Origin of the sequence: Antarcticimicrobium sediminis (assembly GCF_004348975.1) — a bacterium.
GTDB lineage: Bacteria > Pseudomonadota > Alphaproteobacteria > Rhodobacterales > Rhodobacteraceae > Antarcticimicrobium > Antarcticimicrobium sediminis.
The window spans coordinates 1-24,051 of record NZ_SMFP01000004.1; the positions used below are offsets into that span (position 1 = coordinate 1).

The window sequence follows — 24,051 nt, forward strand, 5'->3', positions numbered from 1 at the left end:
GCTCCTTGATCATCCCGATAATCTGCGCCTCGGTGAAACGGCTTTTTCGCATTCGTCTGCTCCTTCAAGGTTGGGCAGACTCTACATCATGGTGAGGGATTTCGCGGGGGGCAGGTCAAACTCCACAATCATCTGTTCACGCATCCGGTTATCAAGCGGGGCTTGCGCCAAAATCGGAACGGATACAGGGCCGAGACCGACACTGTCCAGCAGATCGTCCCCCAAGGCCGCGACCGCGGTTTGGTTGCCGTGCCCATAGCCCCACTCGTTTACGATATACGACGCCGATTCAGGCTCCATCCAGGCGTTCAGGAAATCATACATCAGGTCTTCAGAGTTAGGACCATCAACCACGTTCACATAGCCACAGAACCATGACGAAGACCCCTCTGTGGCCTCACGGTTGATGGTGACAGGGACGCCTTCACCGGCCAGTGTCGTCGGAGTTTCATTCCATGCCCATGCAACGGTCACTTCGCCCGTTGTCATCAATTGCGCCAGCTCAGCCCCATCTGCCCAGTATGTCACAACATTCGGATGCGCTTTGCGCAGCCAGGCAGAGGCGGCTTCAAATTGCGCCTGCGTCGCTTGGGTCCAATCGGTTACACCTGTCGCCAGGAACGCCAGCGCATAGACGTCGTCGACATTGTTGGGCAGAGAGATGCGGCCAGCGAATTCCGGGTCAAGAAAGACCTGCAGACTGTCCATTTTCGACGCATCAACCAGATCGGTGCGATAGACCAAGGACGTTGTGCCCCAGTCCGTTGGCAGCATGTAGTATTCGCCATCAATTGCGAAGGATTCCTTGACCGCGTTCACGTCATCCCAACGGTCGATGCGCGATATGTCCAGAGGCTCGATCAAACCGGCCAAGTGCCATTTTGAGACGGATTGCGAGCACGGGTGTGCGACATCGACTTGAAAGCCTGACCGCAGTTTCTGAAACGCTTCTTCTTCCTCGCCGAAAAACGAATAGTTCGGCGTGCCTCCGTGTTTCGCGACATAGGCGCCGATAAAACCGGGGTCCTCATAGCCAGACCAATCCAGAACAATCAGCTCTTGTGCAGCGGCAAAGGTGGGGATGGCCGCGACAGCCATGGCCGTTGTCAGTCGTTTCAGTGTGCTTTGCATGGTTTTCTCCGGTGTTGGTTCAGGTTTGTTCGAGCAGGAGAACAGCAGAGGCATTCTCCCAACCGATGCGGACTTTTTGCCCAACTTCTTTGATTTCGCGGTTTGTGGTGTTGCGCATCGACACGACGACAGGTGTGTCGGACCCGTCAAACTTGACGTCGTAGTAGGTCAGCTCTCCGCGGTACTCGACGTCGGTCACGATGGCGGGGTTTTCCTTGGGGTAGGCACTTTCCCCGTCATCCAGCACTGTCATCAACTCGGGCCGCACACCCGCGCAGTATTTGTTGCCCCCATGGGTATCCGCCTCGGGGCCCAGCGGGATTTCGGCGACACCCAATCCTTCGATCCGTGTCGTCACGATACCGCCCTTCAGGCCAAGAATCTCTGCCTTGAGGATATTCATTGCCCCGAAAAACTCGGCCACGCGCTTTGACGCCGGGCGCTTGTAAAGCGCCTGAGGTGTATCGAGTTGTGCGATTTCCCCCTCGAACATCACCGCGACACGGTCCGACATTGTCAGCGCTTCTTCCTGATCGTGCGTGACCAGAACGAATGTGATCCCGAGGCTGCGTTGCAAATGGCGCAGTTCCGACTGCATTTCTTCGCGCAGTTTGCGGTCCAGCGCAGAGAGCGGTTCATCCAGCAGCAAGACCTTGGGTTTGAGGATCAGCGCCCGCGCCAAGGCGACACGCTGTCGTTGCCCGCCTGACAACGCATGCGCGGCGCGTTCGCCATAGCCGGCAAGCCCCACTTTTCCCAGGGCCTCGGTGACCATCTCAGTCGTTCGGGTTTTGCCCAGCCGCTGTGCCCGCAACCCATAGGCAACGTTTTGCGCCACACTCATATGGGGGAAAATGGCATAGCTTTGAAACACCATATTGGTGGGCCGCTTGTTCGGAGGCACCCCCGCCATGGATTGCCCACCAATCACGACGCTGCCGGAATCGATCCCTTCAAAGCCGGCGATCGTGCGCAGCAAGGTGGTCTTGCCGCTGCCCGATGGTCCGAGCAGGGAAAAGAACTCGCCCTCTTTTATATGGCAGGTCACGTCGCGCAGGGCGTGATAGCTGCCGTAGTGCTTTTCGATATTGGAAAGTTCGATCATCGCCCTACCACGCCCCGCTGGTGTCGTGTTGACCAAGCCGCCGCACGCTGCGCCGTCTTAGAACTTCGGAGAGTGTCAGTAGCCCGATCGAGAGCAGCAACAAAAGCGTACCAAGGGCCATAACACTCGGGATTCTTTGGGGGAAACGAAGCTGTGACCAGATGTAGACGGGCAGCGTCGGTTCTGTCCCCGACAGGAAAAAGGCGATCACGAATTCATCCAGTGAAATGGTGAAAGCGATCAGCAGGCTGGAGGTCACACCGGGCATGATCAGCGGCAATGTGATCCTGCGGAACGTGTCAAAGCGGGTTTCGCCCAGATCAAGCGACGCTTCTTCCAGGCTCGGATCAAGTTGTTGGAAGGATGAGCGCAGGATGGCAATCGCGAACGGCGTGCAGATCAGCGTATGCCCCATGATGATGGTATAGATCGACAGCTTGAGGCCGGCCAAAAGCACGACAGTCAGCAAGGACACCCCGATAATGATTTCGGGCAAGAACATCGGCACCATGATCACGCCGATCATCAGGCCCTTGCCCGGAAACTTGTACCTGACTGTTGCCGAGGTCGCGAGCAGTGCGAGGCAGGTCGCCAGCACGGAACTGGCGGCCGCGATGATCAAACTGTTCAGGGCCGCACCGCGCAATTCGTCCGCTTCGGTCAGGGAATAAAACCACTCAAAGGTAAAGCCCGACAAGGGAAACGCGATGATGCTGCTGTCGTTGAAGGCAAAGATCGGCAAAAGCAGCGTCGGCGCATAGAGAAACAGGGTAAACACGATCATGAACGTCGTGAGAATGCGCTTGCTCATGCTGCACCCTCCGACGTCAGATAGCGGCGGTTGAGCCAGACAAAAATACCCGCAACGCTCGTCACCAGAAGCAGCGCGGAAAGTGCCAGAGCAGCCCCCAAAGGCGCATTATTGGCGTTCTTGAACTGAACCTCGATCATGTTGGCGATCATCAGACCGCTCGGTCCCCCGACCAGTTTAGGGGTCACGTAGTCGCCGATCGTGGGGACAAAGACGATCAGCGTCGCCGCCACGACACCGGGCATCGACAGCGGCAGGGTGATGCGGATGAACCGCCAAAAAGGCGTGTCGCCGAGATCTTGCGCGGCCTCGAGATAGGCACGGTTCACCTTTTCCATCACCACGAAAATGGGAAGCACCGCAAAGGGCAACCAAGCGTGGCTGAGCGTCACAACGACGGCCAGTTGATTGTACAAAATGAAATCCAGCGGCTGATCAATCAGCCCAAGTCCCATGAGCGAGCCATTGATCACCCCGTTGAACCCAAGGATCACCTTCCACAGGAAAATCCGCATCAGATACGAGGTCCAGAACGGAATGGTGATCAGGAATATCAGCAATGCCTTGCGGTTGTTGGGCGCAACAAAGGACATGTAATAAGCCGCCGGATAGGCAAGGCAGACCGTCACCAGCGTGACGATGATCGAAATCTTGAGCGAGCGGAGCATCAGGGTCCGGTAGATCGGATCGGTCCATGCCTCGACAAAGTTATCGAGGGTCGGTGTGCGATCCAGGGTCAGAAAGTCTTGTGTCCAGACGCTCATCGCCAACAGGATCATCAGCGGCGCGGCCAGCAACAGGATTGAGAACGCGAAAGGGATACTGATCAGAGACAATCCGCGCCGCGCGTCGGGGTCCAGTTGCATCTGCCGCACTATTTGGCCGCCTGCTGTAGCGGGACCGCAATTTGAACAAGGGCGCGTGTCATGGCTTCGATCCCCTCCGTCACGTCCTGATAGGTCCTGTTTTCAGAGCGGGTAAAGTCAAGGAACAGCATGTTCGCGTTGTTAAAAAGAGTGGCGCCAAAGACCTCGCAGTCGACATCGTCGCGCAACAGGCCGCGGGCCTGCACGGCCTTGGTCAAATCGACAACCTGTTCGCTCAGGACGCGATCCGACCGCCGAAGACGGCGCGCCTCGGCTGATGTGACATCAGCAAAGGAAATCGCGAAACCTTTCCGCCAAAGGGCCTTGTTCAACAACATGGATTGCGGGGCAAAATACTGAAGGAGAAACGCGCAGAATATGTCTGCAGCAGGGGCATCGAAGTCTGGCACAAAGGCCCGACCAATGTCTTCCAGCCGCTCGTTCTCGATCGCGATCAAGGTCATCAGGATTTCGTTTTTGCCCGGGAAATAGTTGTAGAGCGTCCCCACAGACACCTTCACCGCTTCGGCAATCTTCTCTGCTTTCACATGCTCGAAACCGTCGCGCCCGAAAAGGTCGGCGGCGGTGTCCAGTATCAACTGCGTGCGTTCGGCTTTTTGTTGTTCACGTAGTCCCATGAGTGGGTTGTAGGCAGGCAGACTCCCAAAATCAACAAATATTGTAGTTGAGTCTAAATTTATAATTGACTACAAAATAATCACCCAGTGCCACCATCGGGTGGATCGGCCCTTTGCTGCGGCAACCTCCACTTTCTTCTAAAGGACAAGAGCATGACTGACGGATCAGATACCCTGCAGGACATCGACAAGACCGACCGTCATTTTTTGCACCCTTGGCAGGATGTGGTCTCGATCGGAGAAGACGACTGGACCGTGCTTGAGACCAGTTCCGGCATTTATGTGAAGGACGTCGAGGGCAACAAGCTGATCGACGGCCCCGGCGGTATGTGGTGCGTAAACGTCGGCCATGGACGCCGCGAAATCATCGACGCCGTGACCAAGCAGATCAGCGAGCTGAGCTATTTCTCTCCGTGGTCGATGGCCGCGTCGGTCACGACACAACTGGCCGAACGGATCGCCGGCATAGCGCCCGGGGATCTGAACAACGTGTTCTTCACGACCGGCGGATCAACAGCCGTCGATTCGGCGTTGCGGTTTGTTTTCTTTTACAACAATTGCCTTGGGCGCCCCGACAAGAAACAGATCATTGCACGGGTGAACGGCTATCACGGCAGCACCTACTTGAGCAGCAGTGTGTCGGGCAAGGAACGCGAAAAGGCCAACATGGATATGCTCCCGAATCTGGTGCATTTCGTCTCCAGCCCCAAGCCGAAGGACCGCGCCAAAGGCCTGTCGCTAGAGGCGTTCTGCGACGAGAAAATCGCCGAGCTTGAGGCCAAGATCCTTGAGGTTGGTGCCGACAAGATCGGTGCCTTCATCGCCGAGCCCATCATGGGATCGGGCGGTGTTGTGGTTCCACCAAAGGGGTATTTCAAGCGCTGCCACGCCCTGTGCAAGAAACACGATATCCTGTTCATCGCTGACGAGGTCGTCACATCCTTCGGGCGTCTGGGGCACTATTTCGCCTCCGAAGATGTATTCGGCGTGGTGCCGGACATGATCACGACCGCCAAGGGCCTGACCTCGGGCTATCTGCCGATGGGTGCGCTACTGATTTCGGACCGTCTGATGGAGGACATCAGCCAGACCAGTAACGAGCCGCGCGGTTTCACATCCGGCTTCACCTATTCCGGCCACCCCGTTTCCGCAGCCTGCGCCATGGCCAACATCGATATCTTTGAGAATGACAACCTGCTCGAACATGTACGCGAGGTAGCGCCCTACTTCGCCGATGCCATGAACTCCTTGAGCGATCTGCCGGAAGTGACCGACATCCGCGTCATGGGATTGATGGCTGGCATCGAATGCGAGCTTGACGCCAGCACCCCCGATGAAGACCGCGACTGCGCATTCACGTTGAAGGTCGATGCGATCTGTCAAGACCTGGGGTTGCTTGTGCGTCCGATCTACAACGCCTGCGTGATGTCGCCCCCGTTGACCATAACCAAGCCTGAAATTGACAAGATGGTATCCATCCTGCGGGCCGGGATCGTGCAAGCCGCCAAGGGTTGAGGAGACCTCCTGCGTTGTCGTTGTCCCGGCAATCCTCGCCGAGGTGACGATCTCAAGTTAATCCTCATCACGCCGGAAACGCCTGCGCTTCACCCCGGGAAGTTTACCACGCCTCGCAGACCCCGAATAAGACGCGTCGCAAGCGACGTCGCTAAACGCGTGTCTTGGATCAACGTCACAAGCTCAGGCAGGCGGTGCGGATGGCGTGGTTTCACTGGATGCATTGCGCCGAAGGACCAGACGGTGGTCCTTCGCAAGAGGGATAGGGAGATCTACGAAGTTCGCGAAGAAGACGACCGCAGGCGCGTCGCGGGCCCCCATGCGACGCGCCTGAATGCGGAGCCAACCGCCGATTTCGTTCCGGGCGAACACACTCGAATATCCCAGAGCATGAAGCGTCATGCAATATGACGGGTGAACAACTGCGCCGCGCAGGAAATACGGCAAAGAGATCAGCCAAAATCGCCGGCTAAGAGCTGCGCCGGAAGGGGGGCATGTCTGGCTCAAAGCCCAGAGGCCGCGACATGCCGAGACGACTCAGTTGTCGTAATACCCCTTGGTATAAGCACCGTAGTACGAGCCGTACTTGCCACCATAGCCGTAGCGTTTCATCCGCTTTGGATCAATGTGGTCAAGGACAAGGCCAGACACGCCCAATCCCAGCATCGAAAACTGATTAAGCCCCTCGGCCACCTGACTTTTTGTCGTCTTGTCCCAGAGCACCGAATACAGGATGGCATCGACGGACTGCGCAATGACACGTGCGTCAGGCACAACGAGAACGGGCGGGGTGTCGATGATCACCACATCGTATTTGTCGCGCGCCTGCGTTATGAAGTGGTGAAAGCGTTCAGACGAGAAAAGGTCGGCGGCGTTGATCGAGGATTTCTCCCCAATGAGAATATCAAACCCCAGTTCCTCGTTTTTGTACACGACATCTTCCAGTTCTGCCTCTCCTGCAATGACCGAAAGCAGCCCCTGTTTCTGATGGATGTCGAAGTACTGGTTAAAGACGCGGCGTCTGATGTCACCCTCGACCAGCAAGACCCGTTTCCCCATCCCGCTCAGATTCAGCGACAAGGAAATGGAGAGGGTCGTCTTCCCCTCACCGGGCAGGGAGGACGTAAGCATGATCGTTTTCGGCGGATTGTCGACGTTGGACAGCAACAAGGAGGTTCGAAGGTTGCGGATCGCTTCAGACGCAACCGAGGTTGGCTTGCTGCGCAGGTAAGCGATGATGTCTGCTCTGCTTCGGCCCGGGATAAGCGGGATTTGCCCCATGACGGCGAACCCGGTTTTCTCTTCCAGTTCTGCGGCTGTCCGGAAGGTGTTCTGGGTCATTTCCCGGGCAAGAACGCCGCCGCAGCCGACAAACAGACCAAGGAACAAGCCCAGGGCCAAGATCTGAGCCTTTTTCGGCGCCGATGGTTGCTTTGGGGCGATCGCAGCAGACAATAGCCGGCTGTCCGCCTGCTGAATGCCTTCCTGCACTGTCGTCTCCTTCAGGCGCGTCAGGAAGTGTTCGTATAGAAGCCGATTGGCTTCCGCCTCCCGCTGCAACTGTTCCACACGCACAAACTCGCCAGATTGCGCATTGAGTTGCTGCTCTTGCTCGGTGATCGAGGTCTCAAGGACGCGTTCCTGTGCCATGGCGCGACCAAGGTCGATCTCGATACGCTGAACAAGTTGGCGAATGCGCAGATCAAAGCTGTCTTCGGCCCCCTGACGTCCGGCCTTGATTTCGCCCAGTAGTCGGTTAAGCGCTGGATCAGCGGCCGCATTGGCCAACGATGTGCGGTCATTGCTTTCGAGGGCTTGTTTCAATACGGCAAGCTTGCCCTCCAGAATAGCACGGGAACTTTGAACCTCTCCCAGACGCGTCCGGCGGTCTTTCACTTGAAGGTTTAAGGCTTCGAGGGCTTCCGGGCTGACCAACTCAGAGCTTGCTCGAAATGCTTTCAGGTCGGCGGCGGATTTCTCGACCGTTTTCTGTAGCTCTGCGACCCGAATCGAAAGCCATTCGGTGGCCTGCCGGGTCTTTTCGAATTTTACCTCGAGCTGGTCCTCGATGTAGACGTCGGCGAGTGTATTTGCGATGGCTGCGGACTTTTGTGGTGACGTGGTTTGGGCCGAGATGGCAAAGATGTAGCTGTTTCTCGGATTGGAAACTGACACCATTTTTTTCAACGTGTCGATCGCATTATTGAAGATTTCTTCGTCGGTCTTTTCGCGGGGCGCTGGCTGATCCCCGTTCCCAAACAGGGACTTGATCCCGGTTCTTACAAGGGCGATCACTGACCCCAATGAAAACCCCGGATCCTCTCGAAGCGCCGCGTTGAAATCGGGATCTGCGGTCAAATCCAACCGGTTTACTACGCGCCCGAGCAAGGTCCGAGAGATCAAGACTTCCAACTCGGTATTGATCGTGCCCTGATCGGTGGACAGACCTGAAACGACGTCTTCCAAGTTGGAGACGCTGGACTGACGGTTCTCCAACGCGACTGTCGCCTCGGCCGTGTAGATCGGGACCGCAGCACTGAAAGCTTGATACCCGGCCAAGGCAACGCTGCACACCATTGCCAGAACGATCCAGAGCTTGCCGCGCCAAAGCGTTGCCAAGAGCGCCAGAATGTTGATTTCATCATCGGCCAGATCGCTCTGTTGCGCAGTCTGTCTTTGCGGGGGAGTATGGAAATCAGAGGTCAGTTTCATAGTCCAAATACTGTCATTATGAGATGATTGTGTGTACTGGGGGGGTAATGAAAAGCCAATGCAAAACGCGGGCATACATTCATATAGTTAAGATTCGGCTGATAAAGGCATCGAACAGCGTACGGGGTTTAGGGCACCGTGTGATACATGCTATGCCTCACCTGCGATATCAACAGCACTTCATGAGTTGCGGTGCACGAGAAGGAACTTGGTAAAGAGATGATGCTCAAGAACGTCCTTTCTGCGGTCCGTAAACGACAGTCGCCGCCGCAGCAGATGCCTGTGCTTCAGCCGGGCCAGCGCCTGTGCGTCGTGGGGGACGTGCACGGGCGGATCGATCTTCTGGACACCTTGTTTGATCATATTGACACTAAGGCCGCACAGTATGGCGGTATCGATAAACTGGTTTTACTTGGTGACTACATTGACCGCGGGGAGGCCTCCGCTGAGGTGCTGCAACGTCTTTTTGTGTTGTGCAGGGACTGGCCGGATCAGGTGGTTTGCCTGAAAGGGAACCACGAACAGATGCTCTTGGATTTCCTTGATGACCCGGAAAGAGCCGGCCGCGCCTGGTTGCGCATCGGCGGGCTTCAAACGCTGGCGAGCTTTGGCGTCGGACACGTCAGCGAGACTTCCTCTGCGCAGGCGCTCACCGTTGCGCGGGACCGCCTTATTCAGAAGCTCCCCGACGGCATCGAAAGCTGGTTGCGCGCCCTTCCCCTGACGTTCCAGTCTGGTAACCTCTGCGCAGTCCACGCCGCTTTGGACCCATTGCTTGCGGTGCAGGATCAGCCTGACAAAAATCTGCTTTGGGGGTGTCGTCAGTTCCGGCAAGTGATGCGTGCCGACGGGATTTGGGTGATCCACGGACATACGATCGTCGATGACCCCGAAGCGCGAGACGGCGTCATTTCCGTTGATACCGGTGCCTATGCGACGAACCAGCTATCCGCCGCAATCATTGATCCGTCCGGCGATATCGTTTTCGTCCAGAGCGGCAATACACAGCGCTGACCATCCACTCTGATCAGTTGAGGCTTTTGGCGCTCGGGCAGCGATGGCGCATACCGCCTGAGCGGGCGTCAAACCCAAGTGACCCGGATGTCTTGAGGCAACGTGACGCCCCGAAGTCAGACCGGTCGATGTGCGCCAAGGTGGGGTTCTGTGGATGGCCCGCTCAGCTTTCAAACTGCGTGCGGTCCAGTTCGTTGGCGCATTGCTGCAGCACGCTTAAATAATGGGCACGATTCTCATTCCCCCTCAGGACTGCGACCGGCGCCGAGATGCCGATGACCGTCTTTGCCGTCATCGGGGATCCGACGGGGACGGCCAGCCCGGTTATCCCGGCTTCGAATTCATTGGTGACGATGGCGAACCCCTGGCGGCGCGCTGTTTCGATTTCCCGCCGGATGAGGGGGCGGTCCATGATGCTGTCGTGGGTATAAGCCCGCAGGCTTCCATTCTTGACCCGGTCGGAAACGAAACTGTCGTCGCGCGACGCCAGCAGCATGCGCCCGATCGCCGTCTGCAACAGCGATAGGCGGCTTCCCACCGTGAAGCCGAAAGAGATATTCGATCCGGCCAGGATGGACTTTGCGATGTAAACCGCTTCGGTCTCTGCCACGCCGGCGAGCGATATCTCTGCTGACATTTCCTCGGAATAGCGATTCAGAATCGGTTGAACCACGACGCCAACCCCATTGCCGCGCATGTAGCTTCCGGAAAGTGTCAGTATCTTGGGCGTCAGGCTGAAGGTTTTGCCCGTTTTTTCAACATATCCGAAGTCGACCAATGTGATGACGAGCCGTCGTACAGCCGCGCGGTCAAGCTCGGTCAACTTGCCAATCTCGGCCAGTGTGAGGCGGGGCGTGGCATCGTCGAATGCGGACAGTACCTTCAAGCCTTTGAGGAAGGTCGAAGAAATGTCGCTTCTGCGGTACCAGTTTTCCTCGTCGCTCATCAGCTTCTCCCGGCCGGTCATAGGTCACGGCTTTGTATCGTTTCGCGGCCTCGATGATAAGGCGCATGGCTCGTCTGGATATCCAAACATTAAGTTGACTATATGAACATTCGTGCAATTAATGAACGCAAAATTGATCGACCATCCAGTCAGGGGCAAGAAATGAAAACCTTCGTCAGACCTCTCGTGGCATGCTTGGCAGGACGCCCACCGCACATGCTCAGAAAAGCCCCCGTTCAGCACTTTAAGGCAAAGGATACCCGACATGATCAGCAAACAACTGAATGACACGCTCACCTTGACCGGCCCCGGAACCGATGCGGGCGAGGTCATGCGGCGGTATTGGCAACCTGCCGCCTTGACGGATGAACTGGCGGGGAAACGCCCCGTTGTCCCGGTCAGACTGCTGGGCGAGGATCTGGTGCTGTTCCGCGACAGTGACGGCGAACTGGGCCTGATCGGACGCGGCTGTCCGCACCGAGGGGCTGACATGTGCTATGGTCGGCTAGAGGACAACGGGCTGCGCTGTCCGTTCCATGGCTGGCATTTCGACCGGACCGGCCAATGCGTCGAACAGCCGGGCGAGCCCGAGGGCAGCCGGATGTATGAGAAGATCAAGACCACCGCCTATCCCGTCATCGAAAAGAACGGAATCATCTTTGCCTATATGGGCCCGGGCGAACCGCCAGCGTTCCCGAATTTTGACTGTTTCCGTGCCCCCGAAACCCATGTCTTTGCCTTCAAGGGGCTGTGGGACTGCAACTGGCTGCAAGCGATGGAAGTGGGCATCGATCCGGCGCATGCCTCGTTCCTGCACCGTTTCCTGCAGGACGAAGACCCCGCTGACAGCTACGGCAAGCAATTTCGCGATAAGGCTGCGGATACCGACATTCCGATGACCAAGCTGCTGCGCGACTATCCCCGGCCGGACATCACGGTCGAGGAAACCGATTACGGCATGCGGATCATTGCCCTGCGCCATCTGGACAATGGCAAGACCCACGTCCGCATCACCAACCAGATCTTCCCCGAGGCGATCTCGATCCCGATGAGCCGCGAGATGATCATTACCCAATGGCACGTGCCGATCGACGACGAACATTGCTATTGGTATTCGATGTTCACCAGCTTCGACAAACCCGTGAACAAAGAGCTGATGCGCGCCCAACGCCTGAAAGAGCACCGCTTGCCGGACTATGCGCCGATCAGAAACAAGAGCAACGGCTATGGCTTCGATCCGGACGAGCAGATGCACGAGACCTATACCGGGATGGGCCTTGATATCAACGTGCACGACCAGTGGGCTGTCGAAAGCCCCGGCGCGATCTTTGATCGGACCAAGGAGCATCTGGGCAAGACGGACGTTGCGCTTATCAAGTATCGCCGCATGTTGCGGGCCGCAATTGCCAGCGTCAAAGAGGGCAACCTTGAAAACCTGCCGATGATTGGCGGTGTCGATCCGGCCACCATCTTCGGTCCGATCTCCAACGATACCATCGGGGACAAGGACAACTGGCAGGACGCGTTCGAGACCAGCGACCGCGAACGGCGCGCCGCCTGCACCGATTGGGATGCGACCACATGAGCGATCTGCACAAGGCGATTGCCGAGGGCGCGCTGGCAACGGCGGGCCTTCTGGATGCGAGTGCCATCGACAAGGCCGTGGCCTTGGCCGCGCGTGTGGCCTCCAGCGAGCTTGAGACCATCCGCGTCCTGTTTGCCGACCAACACGGCATCCTGCGCGGCAAGACCATCGTGGCGGGGGCCTTTGCGTCGCTTTTTACCTCCGGGCTTGCGGCGCCGTCGTCACTGTTGCTGAAAGACACCTCGCAACGCACCGTGTTTCCGATCTGGTCCGCAGACCCGGGTGTAGAAGGCGGTATGGCGGGCGCGGGTGATATCTTGATGTTGCCCGATCCCGATACCTTCCGCGTTCTGCCCTGGTCGCCGCATTCGGCGTGGATCCTGTGCGATCCGCGCTTCAAATCGGGCGAGAGGATTCCGTTCTCACCGCGCGACGTGTTGAAGGCTGCAATCGCAAAACTGGCCGCACGGAATCTGGCGCTCGTCGTCGGGCTCGAGGTTGAATTCCATGTTTTTGAGCGCGTCGATACCAAGCTTGACCATGCGAGCGCCACGATGCCCGGTCAGGCGGTGCAGACCCGCAATCTGTCGCAGGGATATCAGTTCCTGACCGAGACCCGCTATGGCGAAGTCGAAGGCATCCTTGATGATCTGCGCCGCAATTGTCAGGCGATGGATCTGCCGATCCGCTCGATGGAGATCGAGATGGGGCCAAGCCAGTTCGAATTCACCTTTGATCCGGCCGATCCGCTGACCCACGCGGACAACCTTGTGATGTTCCGCACCATGGTAAAGGAAGTCGCGGCGCGGCAGGGGCTGCACGCGACCTTCATGTGCAAGCCTAACCTTGAAAACTCGGCCGCCAGTGGCTGGCACCTGCATCAGTCGATTGTCGATCCTGCATCTGGGCGCAATCTGATGATGCCGAATGCCGATGGCACCCTGAGCGATACCGCCAGCGGCTGGATTGCCGGCTTGCTGGCCCATGCGCAGGAAAGCTGCCTTTTGACCACGCCGACGGTCAACGGCTACAAGCGTTATCGCCCGCACCAACTCGCCCCGGATCGCATCCAGTGGGGCCGCGACAACCGTGGCGCGATGGTGCGCGGCCTGATGGCACCGGGGGATACGGCATCGCGCATCGAAAACCGCGTCGCAGAGACCACTGCGAACCCGTACTACTTCTTTGCGAGCCAGATCCTGTCCGGTCTGGACGGTGTGGCGCGTGGGCTGTCCGCGCCTGATCCGGTCGAAACGCCCTATGATGCCGAGGCAACAAAACTGCCCGAGAGCCTTCTGAGCGCGATCCAGTATTTCGATGGCTCGGCGTTTTACCGTGCGCAGCTTGGGGATGTGTTTGTCGATTACATGACCCGCATCCGACAGGCGGAATGGGACCGCTATCACCTCACCGTCTCTGAATGGGAGCAGGCGGAGTACTTTGGTTTGTACTAGCGGGGTTCGGCAAGGTGCGATTTGGGGGCAGCAATTCAAGGCGTTCGCTGCCCCCTTGCTGCGGCCAGAGAGTCCGGATCGCCAAAGAGTCCGGGATCTTTGCGGCCTAGGTCTTGGGTCGGCTTCAGGCCAGCCGCTTCTTGTAGCTGACCGGATCCATATCGCAGATTTCGATGCTGATGCTTTGAATCTTCGCAAAACGCTCATCCAAGGCATCGCGCAACGCACAGGCCAGCATTTCTTTCTGCTCTGCCGTGCGCCCCGCCAGCAAACGGACGGTGATATGCAGAAAACTTGTTCTGCCATCCAACGCGAGAAAGTCGGCGCAGGGGTACAGCCTGACCTTGATGTCATCCCCGTTGATGAATGTCTGGGCGGCCCCCACGTTCGCGACGATGGTCATGGCCGCCTGCCTGTCGTCCGGCGCGTCGAGAGCTCCGGCCGCTTCTATGATAAAATGTGGCATTTGACACGGCCTGTTTTGTTCTGCGCCCAAAAGGTAGCCCGCGCCATGGCGAACGACCAGAGCGATTGCGCTTGGCTGAACAGGTTTCGCAAAACGTGTCCGCTGTTTGTATGATATTGTATCAAAGCGCGTTTTCCGGGTGCGCGGCGGCGTGGAAACTCTGGGTTGAGGCACCTGTCTGGGTTAGAAAATGGTCCTGTTGCACAGCGATTGCACGGCGACCGAGGGGCGGATTTTTGCAGGTCGTCCCAAAAGGGATCGCCGTGCGACCCGTTTCCCTAAGGCTGCTCCTCTTCCCGGGCAGACGAAAAGCGTGGGCCGGTTTCGCGGCCTTGGATGACTGACCTGACGAAAGACCATTCATGACCCAGAACTCTCTTGATCCGGGCGATCAGATCCCGGCGGCACGCCGCATTCAGGCCCAGACCCTGACGCCCGAAGCCTTTGCACCCTACGGCCATGTGGCGCGCCCCGGTCTTGGCGATGTCAAGGCGATCCGCAACGATCGGGTGCACCTGAGCAAGAGCGAAACCGCGTTTTCCCACCAGCCCGACGCGAAAGAGGTGAAGCTCGATTTTTACGAGGTAGCGCCGGAAACGCACCAGCTTGTCGCCAGCGTGATCGAGCGGCACAACCTGTCTTCGCAGATGTTCAGCCCGATGAATGCCGCCCGCTGGTTGGTCGTCATCTGGCCCGATGGCCCCGCGCGCGCGCCGCTGGCCTTTGTCGCCGGTCCGCAGGACGTGGTCACCTATGCGCCGGGCCTTTGGCATCATGGTATCGCTGCGATTGACCGGCCTGCCTGCTTTACCTCGTTGATGTGGAAAAAGGGCGACATCGCGGTCGATACCGAATTCCTGACCCTCGACAGGGCGTGGGGCATCGGCTGGCCCGATGGTGGCCCCGAGGGCCTATCCGCATGATCCGTCTTGCCGTGGATTTCGGGGCAAAATTTGCCGATTTTGTTGTCTGGGACGATTCCGCTGTGCGCATTCTGAAACGCCCCGTCACCGGGGATATGGCCGTTGACCTGACCGCAGGTCTTGATGCGCTGAACCTTGATGCCGCGGTTCTGAGCGAGTTGCGCGTGGTCACCACGGCGCCGATCAACGCCTTGCTGGCCCGTATGCCGGTCCCCGTCGCCTTGCTGACCACGCGGGGTTTTGCCGATACGCTGCGGCTGGGGCGGCAGAACCGGGTGGCGCTGTATGATCCGGTGGCGCGGTCTCCCGCCCCGGCGTTCCTAGTCGATCCGCAGGATATTCACGAGGTTGGCGGGCGGCTGGATGCCAAAGGCACCGTGCTGACGCCGCTTGAGCGGGCCGATATGGATGCCGCCATTGCCGCTCTGCGCAACCGAGATATCCGCTCTGTCGCGATCTGCCTGTTGTTTTCCCATGTGAACCCGGCGCAAGAGCTGCAATTGGCCGAAGCGATCCGCAGCGACTTGCCCGACATCAGCATCAGCCTGTCGCATCAGGTTGACGCTGGCCCCCGCGAATACGAGCGCACCGTCTCTGTTCTGACGGATGCCTGGCTCGCCGCCCGGATGGACGCCCCCCTGCACGATGTGCGTGCCGCCCTGCGGGCGCGCGGCTTTGTCGGAGAGCTGGCGTTTGGCGATGGGCGTGGTGTTCTGGTGCCGGATCAGGCGGCGGGGGCCCATCGCGCCATCCTGCTTTCGGGGGCGCCCGCAGCCGCCGCGCATGCGGCGGCAGATCTGTCCGGGGAGGGGGGTGTGATCGCCGCAGATATCGGCTCGCTTAGCGCGGATATGTCCACCGCCCATGCCGGTCAGACCCGTATGGCCGACTCGTGCCTGCTGGCCGGAGTGCCGTTGCGCGAGGCGTGCACCGATATCGAAAGTGTTGCGCTTGGCGGCGCCCGGCGGGTGGAGGAGGGGCCGCGTGGGCTGCGCTTTGCCGCCACTGGTCCGCTGGCTGCCGGACCCGCGGAGGCCCCTTCGCTCGACGACGCCCTTGCCGGGCTTGGCCGGTTGCCGGACGCCGCCCGGTGGTCGGCGCCGTTTACGCCCGCTGCGGCGGTGGCCTTTGCGGCGGCGCGCATGGCCTATGCCCTGACCCGTTACGCCACCCGGCGCAACATCGATCCGGGCCGTGTGGCGCTGGCGGTGATGGGGGGGACCGGCGCGCTGTTGGCCGCTGATATCGCGGCGGCCATGGGTCTGGACCGCGTGCTGTTGCCGCGCGCACCCGGGGCGTCCGGGGCCATTGGCCTGATGCAGGCCGCCCGGCGCAGCGAGGCCTCGGCGCGCATTGATCGCCCGTTGCCTGAGCTGACGCCGGAGATCCTTGGCGCGCTGCTCGACCAGTTGGAAGCCGAATGCCCCGGATCTGGCGCCTTGGTGTATTCCGTGACGCTCGCCGCGCAGCGCCAGATGCACCCGATGCCGCTGCGGCTTGCTGCGCGACCAGAGTCTGGCGATCAGATCGCGCAGGCCTTCGGCGCAGGCTTTCACGATGAATTCGGCATCGTGCCGCCGGGGCCGGGATATCTGTTTTCGCTTTCCGTTCACCGCGATGCGGTAACCCTGACACCGCCGATGCCCGACCTTCCGGGTATCGCCACAACCGGTTTGATTGCCACCGAGGCCGGCGCGATCTGGTGCCCCGAGGGGTGGACGCTGCGCCGCAAAGACATGGCCTATCTTCTGGAACGGAGCCCGTCATGAGCGACCCCCTTTCGATCCTGCAACTGCGCCTTGATGGCTTGGCCGAGGGGATGCAACAGACGCTGCTGCGGGTTGCTGTCTCGCCGGTGGTGCGCGAAGGGGCCGATGCCTCTTGCGCCCTGTTCACGCCGCAAGGAGAGTTGCTTGCGCTGGCGGAAGCGATCCCGCTGCTGCTGGGCGCGCTGCCCGGTGCCGTCGGGGCGATCCTGCGCGAATACCCCGCCGATCAGATGCGGCCGGGGGATGTGTTCGTCACCAACGATCCCTTCTCGGGGGGCACCCACCTGCCGGATATTGCCGTGGTCCAGCCGGTCTATGACGGGGACACCTTGATCGCCCTGACGGCGAGCCTGCTGCATCATCAGGACATTGGCGGCACCCGTCCCGGTTCCGTGCCCCCGGACGCGACCGAGATCTATCACGAGGGGCTGCGCATCCCCCCGATGTGCGCCGGGCAGAGCCATGGTTTCACACGCGAATTCACCAATCTGATCCGCTTTGCCTCGCGGGCGCCGGAGGTGGTGTTGGGCGATCTGGAAACCCAGCTTGCCGCCGGGCGCAGCGCCGCCCACGGCGTGTGCCGTATCGCACAAGATCTGGGCACGCCACCCTTCCTGAAGGCGCTTGAGGCGCTGCTGGATCGCGCCGAGAAAGAGACCGCCGACTGTTTGCGGGCGCTGCCCGCCGGCCCGTTTCACGGCATGGATGCACTGGACCCGGTGGCCGAGCTTGGCCCCTGCGAGGCGCATGTTGCGCTTGCCATCAAGGACGGACGGTTGATCGCGGATTTCCACGGATCCTCGCCGCAGGTTCAGGCCCCGGTCAATTGCGTCCGCTCTGGCCCGCTGTCGGCGGTGTTTTACGGGTTGCTGACGCTGGTGGGGGATGGCGCGCTGCGCAACGGCGGCATCCTGCGCCGGATCGTGCTGGATCTGCCGGAGGCGAGCGTGGTCAATGCCTCGCTGCCCGCCGCCGTCAATGCGCGGATGAACATGGTGCGCTGCATCACCTCGGCAGTGTTGCAAGCGCTGGCCGAGGCTGACTCCGAGCGGATGCCCGCCGCCAATTCCGGCATGTCCTATGTCATCGCCTTTTCCGGCAAGGATGCGACCGGCACGCCGTTCCTGTCGACCGAGATTGTCGCCGGGGGCGCCGGGGGCGGACCCCATGCCGATGGTGCGCCGGGCATTTCGACCGATGTGGGCAATGCGATGAATATCTCGGCTGAATCGCTGGAATCCATGGTGCCGATGCGACTTGTCTTGGCGGAGGTCCGGGCCGGGTCCGGCGGACCGGGGCGGTTTCGCGGCGGGGATGGGGTGCGGCGTGTCTATGAGGCGCTGACCGATGGCATCGCCGCCTCGATCCGGGGCGAGCGGTTTTCCCGCGTGGCCAAGGGCGCGCGCGGGGGCGGGTCGCCCAATGGGTCGGCCGCGACGGTGATCCGCGCGGATGGTGCCCGGCTGGAACTGACGGCGCGCTCTGCCGTGACGCTGAACAAGGGCGATATCCTGATCATCGAAAGCTCGGGCGGTGCGGGGTACGGCACGCCGATCTAAGGTGCCGGGACTAAAAGGGCCCGCAGGTACATTCTGCGGGCCCTTTTGTACGTCCTGTTACGATCAGTCGTCGTCTTCGAGGATTTTCGGTGTTCGGCGCGACAGGCGCGCCCGCACGCCGGGCAAAAACACCGAGGCGATGAACAGCAGGCTCAGGCCCATGAAGACGGCGCTGATAGGGCTTTCAAAAAACACCATCAGGTTGCCCTTGGACAGCAGCATCGCGCGGCGAAAGTTTTCCTCCAGCAGCGGGCCAAGGATGAAGCCCAGTAGCACCGGCGTGGCAGGAAACGCGGCACGTCGCATCAGATACCCCAAGATGCCAAAGCCAAGCACCACGAAGATATCGAAGACGTTGTTATTGGCGGAATAGACCCCGAGACAGATAAAGATCAGGACGCAAGGGTAGAGCAGGCGATAGGGCACGCTCAGCAGTTTCACCCACATGCCGATCAGCGGAACGTTCAGCACCAGCAACAACAGGTTGCCGACCCAAAAGCTCATGATCAGGCCCCAGAACATCTGCGGTTGCTCGTTGATCAGGTTCGGCCCCGGTGTGATCCCGTGCAGGATCATCGCCCCCATCAGCACCGCCACCACCGCATCGCCCGGAATGCCAAGGCTGAGCGTCGGGATAAAGGCGGCCTGAACGCTGGCGTTATTGGCGGCTTCGGGGGCAGAAATCCCTTCCAGCGCGCCTTTGCCAAAGGTTTCGGGATGTTTGGAGATCCGCTTTTCCACCGCATAGGCCATGAGCGAGGCGATGCCCGGCCCGGTGCCCGGCAAGGCCCCCACGAAAGAGCCGATCGAAGCGCCGCGCAGGGTGGGCCATGCGATGGTCTTCCATTCCTTGCGGGTGGGCAGCATGTCGCGGAACCGGATCTTGCCGACATTCTGCATCACGCCGGCGGGCTGGCCGATATTGGCGATGATCTCGGCCACGCCGAACAGGCCCATGGCCAGCGCCACGATGCTGAAGCCATCGGCCAGTTCGAACAGGCCGAAGGTAAAGCGGAACTGGCCGGTGTTCACATCGGTGCCGACCATCCCCAGCGCCAGGCCAAAGACCACCATCGCCAGCGCCTTGAACGGCGAGCCGAGAGTCATGGTCGAGGCCGCGACCAGCCCCAGCAGGATGACTGCAAAGTAATCCGCCGCCCCGAATTGCAGGGCAAATTCCGCGATCAGCGGCGCAAAGCCCATGACCAGAATGATGGCAAAGCTGGACCCGACAAAGCTGTTGATGGCGGTGACGAAGATGGCCAGCGGGGCTTTGCCCTGCTTGGCCAGTGGATAGCCGTCCAGACAGGTGATGGCGGCGGTCGCGGTGCCCGGCAGGTTCAGCAGGATCGAGGCGGTCGAGCCGCCATACTGCGCCCCGTAAAAGATCCCTGCGAGCATGATCAGCGCATCGGTCGGATCCAGATAATAGGTCAGTGGCAGCGCCAGAGAGATCGCGGCCAGCGCCCCGATCCCCGGCAGCACGCCGACGAAGGTGCCGACGCTGACGCCGATCAGGCAGTACATCAGCGCATGCCAGCTCAGGGCCGTTTGAAGGCCAAGTTCAATTCCGGTCAGCATGTCCATCAGGAGGCTCCGAAGGCTTGGATCGGGAGGCCGAGGCCCCAGATGAAGACGGCGCTGCCAAAGACCGCGATGAACAGCGCGACAAACCCCAGCTTGATCCAGCTGCGCTCGGTTTCGGCGAAGGCGGTGATCGCGATCAACAGGCAGGAGGCGGGGACAAAGCCGAAGCGTTCAACCGTCAGGGCAAAGACCAGCACTGCGACACAGGTGCACAGAACGCTGCGCCATGGAAATGGACCCTGCGCGGTTTCGTCCGGCTTGGCCTGTGAGGCGGACGACGTCGCCCGCGCCGCCCATGTTTCCCCCAGCACGCCAAGCCCAAGCACGGACAGGACGACGGCGACGACCATCGGGAAAAAGCCGGGGCCGGGGCGCAACAGGGTGCCCAGCGGATAGGTGCTGGCCACCATCGCGATGGCCAGCCCGGCGGCCACCACAATGGCACCGGGCAGGTAGGGGGAAATCTGGTGTCTGGTCACGACGGCGCTCCAGGATGCGTGGCTTTGGTCAACCTATCGTAGGGTTGACCAAAGCGGGCGCAGAATAGATGCGGGATAGATCTGGTGCGGACCAGCGAGCCGGTCCGCACCCATTGGTCCGGGGAATATGCCCCTTGGAGGGTGCGGTCTTGCGCTATTTCTTCAGACCTGCGGCATCGACGACCTTGGTCCATTTTTCGACCTCGGCGGCGATGAAGTCTTTCGATGCGGCCGGGGTCATCCCTTCGACCAGAAAGCCACGCTCACGGAACAGGGTTTGCAGATCTTCGGTCTGCAACGCGGCTTCAATCGCACCATAAAGCGTGGCGAGCACGTCATCCGGGGTGCCCGCCGGGGCAAACAGACCCTGCCAGGAAAACGCCGCATAGCCGGGCAGGCCCGCGTCGGCGATGGTTGGCACGCCCTCCAGCAGATAATGCTCTTGCGTACCGGTCACGCCCAGCGGGCGCAGGCGGCCCGAGCTGATGTATTCCGAGGTGACGAGGATATCGCCGAACATGGCGTCGATGCGGCCGCCCAGCAGATCCTGCAACGCAGCGGCACTGCCTTTATAGGGGACGTGAACCAGCTTGGTGCCGGAATCCAAGGCGAACAGTTCCCCCGCCATGTGCATCGAGGTGCCGACCCCCGGTGTGCCGTGGGTAAAGGTGTCGGGGTTTGCCTTGGCATAGTCCAGAACGTCCTGAACCGACTGGAAGTCACTGTCGGCATTCACCACCAGTGCCAGCGGTGACGAGATGACGATGCTGACCGGGTTGAAATCGGTGACCGGGCTATAGGGCAGATCATCGCGCAAAGCGGCGCTGATCGCGTTGGACCCGGTGACGCCCATCAACAGGGTGTAGCCGTCGGGATCGGATTTCGCGACGTAATTGGCCCCAACGGTGCCGCCGGCTCCGCCCCGGTTCTCCACCACGACCGGTTCGCCCAATGTGGTCGAGAGGGACTCGCCGATCTTGCGCGCCAGCAGGTCGGTCGAGCCGCCCGGTGGAAACGGCACAACGATGGTGATCGGCTTGTCGGGAAAGGCGCTGTCGGCGGCCTGCGCGAGTGGTGCGCTCAAGCTGGCGGTTGCCACCATCGCCATCGCGCCCAGCCGTTTCAGAAACTGCCTTCTGATACCCTTGCTCATTGTCTTGTCTCCTTCTGTTGGGTGTTGCCCTTTGGGCTTTTGTGATAGGTATTGGGGCCTGTACGAGGGCCCATCGAGGCGCCCTCAGGCGGCCTTTCGACCCGCCCGGGTGAACCGGTCGGGGGCAAAGGGCGACAGGTCGATGTCCGGCGACCGGTTGCCAATCAGGTTGGCCAGTTCGCGCCCGGTTGTGGCCCCGCCGCACATGCCGACATGGCCGTGACCAAAGCCCAGCCAGGCGTTTTCGATGCCGGGGGCGCGGCCGATCACGGGCATCGAATCCGGCATGCAGGGGCGGTGCCCCATCCAGACTTCATGCGGATCCGGGGTCATCGTGGGGAACATCTTTTTGCCGACAGTTAGCAAGGCCTCGGCGCGGGCGTAATTAGGCGGGGCCGTCAGCCCTGCCAGTTCAACTGTGCCCGCCAGACGCAGGCCCATCGTCATCGGGTTGACCATGATGTTCTGTTCCACGGCCATGACGTTGCGGTTCAGGGTGATGCCGGGCTTGGTGATCGTCACGTGATAACCGCGCTGGCTTTCCAGCGGCACCTTGGTGCCCAGTTCCCGCGCCAAGACGCCGGACCAAGCGCCCGCTGCCACGACCACGCCGTCCACGGCGATCTCCCCGGCGGTGTCGGTGAGAACCGCATCCACCCGCCCGCCCGTCCGGCGGAACCCGGTGACGCGGGCGCGCAGATGCGTTGCCCCATCCGTGATCGCCTGTCCGTAGATTGCCTTGACCAGCGCGGAAGGGTCCGGCGTTGATCCGTTGTCGGGTGCGAACTGCCCAAACCCGAAAGAGCCGCGCAGATCCGGCTCCAGATCGAACAGCGCTTCGCCCTCCAATTGCTGCATCTCAACGCCGAGGCTGCGACGCAAATTTGCCCCCCATGCCCATTTTTGTGCCGTTTCGCGCGAGGAATAGACATAAAGGCAACCGTTCTGGCGCAACAAAGACATTGCACCGGCCCGCTGCAGCAGCGGCACATACGACTCAAAGACCGGTGCCAGCAAGCCGCGCATGGCGGTGGCGATGCGGGTCACTTCCTTTTCATTGGCATAGCGCAGGAACTGCATCAGCCAAGGCAAGACCTGCGGCAGATAATGGCTGCGGATCACCAGCGGGCCGTTCGGGTCCAGAAGCCACTTGGGAACCTTTTTCCACATGCCGGGCATGGCCACGGGCAAGACGGCGCTTGGGGAAAGCGAGCCGGCGTTGCCAAAGGAACAAGCCTCTCCAGCCTCCTTCGGGTCGATGAAGGTCACGGTGTGTCCGTCGCGCTGGAGCCAGCCTGCGGTGGCTGCACCAACGATCCCCGTGCCGATGATTGCGATGTGCATGCTGTTCCGGTCTCGCGGCTATTTCTGTCGTTCAGCAATTGTCTAGGGCGGTGAGAAATAATACAAATGAAATGGTTTTAACAATCCATAAGGTTTTATTATGGCAGTGTCCCTCCGACAGCTTCGGGCCTTTCGTGCGGTTGCGGATGCGAACAGCTTTACCGCCGCAGCCGAGGGGCTGGGGTTGACGCAAGCCGCGGTCTCGATGCTGATCCGCCAGTTCGAGATGGAATTGCGGGTGACGCTGTTTGAGCGGACCGGGCGCGGCGCCCATCTGACCGAGTTTGGCACCGAGATCCTTCCGACCGTGCTGCGCGTGCTGGAGGATCTGCGCAACATCACCGACTCCGCCACCGATCTGCGCCTGTTGCAGCGCGGGCATCTGCGACTGGCGGTGCCACAGATGCTGGGGTGCTGCTGGCTGCCGCAGGTCCTGGGATCGTTTCGCAGCCAGTATCCGGACGTCGAAGTGTCGATCGTGGAAACGGCGGGGGATGGGGTGATTGATACGGTCGCCGGGGTCGAAGCCGAGATCGGGATCGGACCAGAGCGTGCGCCGGCCGCCGGGATCGCTGCAGAATTCCTTTGGGATGTGTCGATGCAATTGGTGGTACAGAAAGGCGCGCCGGTGTGCGGCGCCGATAACCGGCCAGACATGGACGCGGTCGCAAACGCGCGCTGGATTAATTATTCAGATGATTTCAGCGAGGTGCTGCATCGCAGCCTGCTGGGCCATGGCAGTTCGCTGCGCGCCGGAGGTATGCGGGTCCAGGGCATGATGAGCGCGCTGGCGATCATCGGGCGCGAGGAATATGTCACTGTCGCCCCGGCCTATGCGGCGGTCTTTGCGCCGGTTTTCAACCTGACCTTCCTGCCCTTTGAAGGGGCCGCCAGCCGCCGCCGTTTTATGCAGTACACCCGCGCCCGGCATGATCTGTCGCCCGCCGCGACCGCCTTTCTGGCCATGGCGCGGATCTCGGCGCCCGGGTAAACG

20 protein-coding genes are annotated in these 24,051 nt (G+C 60.5%); 8 read left to right on the top strand and 12 right to left on the bottom strand.

The annotated features are described in order from the left end of the window. Nucleotides 1–81: 81 nt before the first annotated feature. The 5 genes from E1B25_RS07390 to E1B25_RS07410 are packed head-to-tail and all read right to left on the bottom strand — an operon-like array spanning nucleotide 82 to nucleotide 4,551. Nucleotides 82–1,131: an ABC transporter substrate-binding protein gene (locus E1B25_RS07390; RefSeq protein ID WP_132828132.1), complete on the bottom strand. Its 1,050-nt coding sequence runs from the start codon at nucleotides 1,129–1,131 to the stop codon at nucleotides 82–84. Nucleotides 1,132–1,150: 19 nt separating this feature from the next. Beyond that, the gene (locus E1B25_RS07395) at nucleotides 1,151–2,236 is read right to left on the bottom strand and encodes an ABC transporter ATP-binding protein (RefSeq protein WP_132828133.1); all 1,086 of its coding nucleotides are present in this window, start codon (nucleotides 2,234–2,236) and stop codon (nucleotides 1,151–1,153) included. A gap of 4 nt (nucleotides 2,237–2,240) precedes the next feature. Next, nucleotides 2,241–3,047, bottom strand: coding sequence for an ABC transporter permease (locus E1B25_RS07400; protein ID WP_132828134.1), 807 nt, complete (start codon nucleotides 3,045–3,047; stop codon nucleotides 2,241–2,243). Then, nucleotides 3,044–3,913 carry an ABC transporter permease gene (locus E1B25_RS07405; RefSeq protein WP_132828135.1) on the bottom strand — a complete coding sequence of 290 codons (870 nt, stop codon included), beginning with the start codon at nucleotides 3,911–3,913 and terminating at the stop codon, nucleotides 3,044–3,046. The genes E1B25_RS07400 and E1B25_RS07405 overlap by 4 nt, the downstream gene beginning before the upstream one ends. A gap of 8 nt (nucleotides 3,914–3,921) precedes the next feature. Further along, complete coding sequence (locus E1B25_RS07410; RefSeq protein ID WP_132828136.1) at nucleotides 3,922–4,551, bottom strand: TetR/AcrR family transcriptional regulator; 630 nt, start codon at nucleotides 4,549–4,551, stop codon at nucleotides 3,922–3,924. Nucleotides 4,552–4,704: 153 nt separating this feature from the next. On the opposite strand from E1B25_RS07410, the gene E1B25_RS07415 reads away from it, so the two are divergent. Continuing rightward, on the top strand, nucleotides 4,705–6,066 hold the full coding sequence (locus tag E1B25_RS07415) for an aminotransferase (protein WP_132828137.1): 1,362 nt from the start codon (nucleotides 4,705–4,707) through the stop codon (nucleotides 6,064–6,066). Nucleotides 6,067–6,603: 537 nt separating this feature from the next. Here the strand turns inward: E1B25_RS07415 and E1B25_RS07420 are convergent. Further along, nucleotides 6,604–8,778 carry a GumC family protein gene (locus tag E1B25_RS07420; RefSeq protein WP_132828138.1) on the bottom strand — a complete coding sequence of 725 codons (2,175 nt, stop codon included), beginning with the start codon at nucleotides 8,776–8,778 and terminating at the stop codon, nucleotides 6,604–6,606. Between the two features lie 192 nt (nucleotides 8,779–8,970). On the opposite strand from E1B25_RS07420, the gene E1B25_RS07425 reads away from it, so the two are divergent. Continuing rightward, nucleotides 8,971–9,792 (top strand): metallophosphoesterase family protein, encoded by an 822-nt coding sequence (locus tag E1B25_RS07425; RefSeq protein WP_245510641.1) that lies wholly within the window; start codon nucleotides 8,971–8,973, stop codon nucleotides 9,790–9,792. 163 nt (nucleotides 9,793–9,955) lie between these two features. Here E1B25_RS07425 and E1B25_RS07430 read toward each other — a convergent pair whose 3' ends face one another. Beyond that, entirely contained in the window at nucleotides 9,956–10,738 is a 783-nt protein-coding gene (locus E1B25_RS07430) for an IclR family transcriptional regulator domain-containing protein (RefSeq protein WP_165937574.1), read from the bottom strand. Between the two features lie 265 nt (nucleotides 10,739–11,003). On the opposite strand from E1B25_RS07430, the gene E1B25_RS07435 reads away from it, so the two are divergent. Together E1B25_RS07435 and E1B25_RS07440 are read left to right on the top strand one after the other, a co-directional pair. Further along, nucleotides 11,004–12,323 (top strand): aromatic ring-hydroxylating dioxygenase subunit alpha, encoded by a 1,320-nt coding sequence (locus E1B25_RS07435; RefSeq protein ID WP_132828140.1) that lies wholly within the window; start codon nucleotides 11,004–11,006, stop codon nucleotides 12,321–12,323. Further along, nucleotides 12,320–13,777, top strand: coding sequence for a glutamine synthetase family protein (locus E1B25_RS07440; RefSeq protein WP_132828141.1), 1,458 nt, complete (start codon nucleotides 12,320–12,322; stop codon nucleotides 13,775–13,777). Before E1B25_RS07435 ends, E1B25_RS07440 begins: the two co-directional genes overlap by 4 nt. 124 nt (nucleotides 13,778–13,901) lie before the next feature. On the opposite strand, the gene E1B25_RS07445 is transcribed toward E1B25_RS07440, so the two are convergent. After that, nucleotides 13,902–14,273, bottom strand: coding sequence for a 5-carboxymethyl-2-hydroxymuconate Delta-isomerase (locus E1B25_RS07445; RefSeq protein WP_132828142.1), 372 nt, complete (start codon nucleotides 14,271–14,273; stop codon nucleotides 13,902–13,904). A 332-nt stretch (nucleotides 14,274–14,605) separates the two neighbouring features. Between E1B25_RS07445 and E1B25_RS07450 the strand changes: the two genes are divergently transcribed. From E1B25_RS07450 to E1B25_RS07460, 3 genes are read left to right on the top strand one after another with little or no spacing between them, the layout of a single operon-like run. Then, nucleotides 14,606–15,166, top strand: a complete 561-nt coding sequence (locus E1B25_RS07450; RefSeq protein ID WP_132828143.1) for an ureidoglycolate lyase — start codon at nucleotides 14,606–14,608, stop codon at nucleotides 15,164–15,166. Continuing rightward, the gene (locus E1B25_RS07455; RefSeq protein ID WP_132828144.1) at nucleotides 15,163–16,935 is read left to right on the top strand and encodes a hydantoinase/oxoprolinase N-terminal domain-containing protein; all 1,773 of its coding nucleotides are present in this window, start codon (nucleotides 15,163–15,165) and stop codon (nucleotides 16,933–16,935) included. Before E1B25_RS07450 ends, E1B25_RS07455 begins: the two co-directional genes overlap by 4 nt. Then, complete coding sequence (locus E1B25_RS07460; protein WP_132828145.1) at nucleotides 16,932–18,494, top strand: hydantoinase B/oxoprolinase family protein; 1,563 nt, start codon at nucleotides 16,932–16,934, stop codon at nucleotides 18,492–18,494. The genes E1B25_RS07455 and E1B25_RS07460 overlap by 4 nt, the downstream gene beginning before the upstream one ends. A gap of 63 nt (nucleotides 18,495–18,557) precedes the next feature. Here E1B25_RS07460 and E1B25_RS07465 read toward each other — a convergent pair whose 3' ends face one another. From E1B25_RS07465 to E1B25_RS07480, 4 genes are all read right to left on the bottom strand, one after another. Next, nucleotides 18,558–20,081: a tripartite tricarboxylate transporter permease gene (locus E1B25_RS07465; protein ID WP_132828146.1), complete on the bottom strand. Its 1,524-nt coding sequence runs from the start codon at nucleotides 20,079–20,081 to the stop codon at nucleotides 18,558–18,560. Further along, nucleotides 20,081–20,560, bottom strand: coding sequence for a tripartite tricarboxylate transporter TctB family protein (locus tag E1B25_RS07470; RefSeq protein WP_132828147.1), 480 nt, complete (start codon nucleotides 20,558–20,560; stop codon nucleotides 20,081–20,083). Before E1B25_RS07470 ends, E1B25_RS07465 begins: the two co-directional genes overlap by 1 nt. Nucleotides 20,561–20,714: 154 nt before the next feature. Further along, nucleotides 20,715–21,713, bottom strand: a complete 999-nt coding sequence (locus E1B25_RS07475; protein WP_132828148.1) for a Bug family tripartite tricarboxylate transporter substrate binding protein — start codon at nucleotides 21,711–21,713, stop codon at nucleotides 20,715–20,717. 84 nt (nucleotides 21,714–21,797) lie between these two features. Then, nucleotides 21,798–23,057 carry an NAD(P)/FAD-dependent oxidoreductase gene (locus E1B25_RS07480; protein ID WP_132828149.1) on the bottom strand — a complete coding sequence of 420 codons (1,260 nt, stop codon included), beginning with the start codon at nucleotides 23,055–23,057 and terminating at the stop codon, nucleotides 21,798–21,800. 100 nt (nucleotides 23,058–23,157) lie between these two features. Here E1B25_RS07480 and E1B25_RS07485 point away from each other — a divergent pair, with 100 nt between their 5' ends. After that, nucleotides 23,158–24,048 carry a LysR family transcriptional regulator gene (locus E1B25_RS07485; RefSeq protein ID WP_132828150.1) on the top strand — a complete coding sequence of 297 codons (891 nt, stop codon included), beginning with the start codon at nucleotides 23,158–23,160 and terminating at the stop codon, nucleotides 24,046–24,048. Nucleotides 24,049–24,051 lie beyond the last annotated feature (3 nt).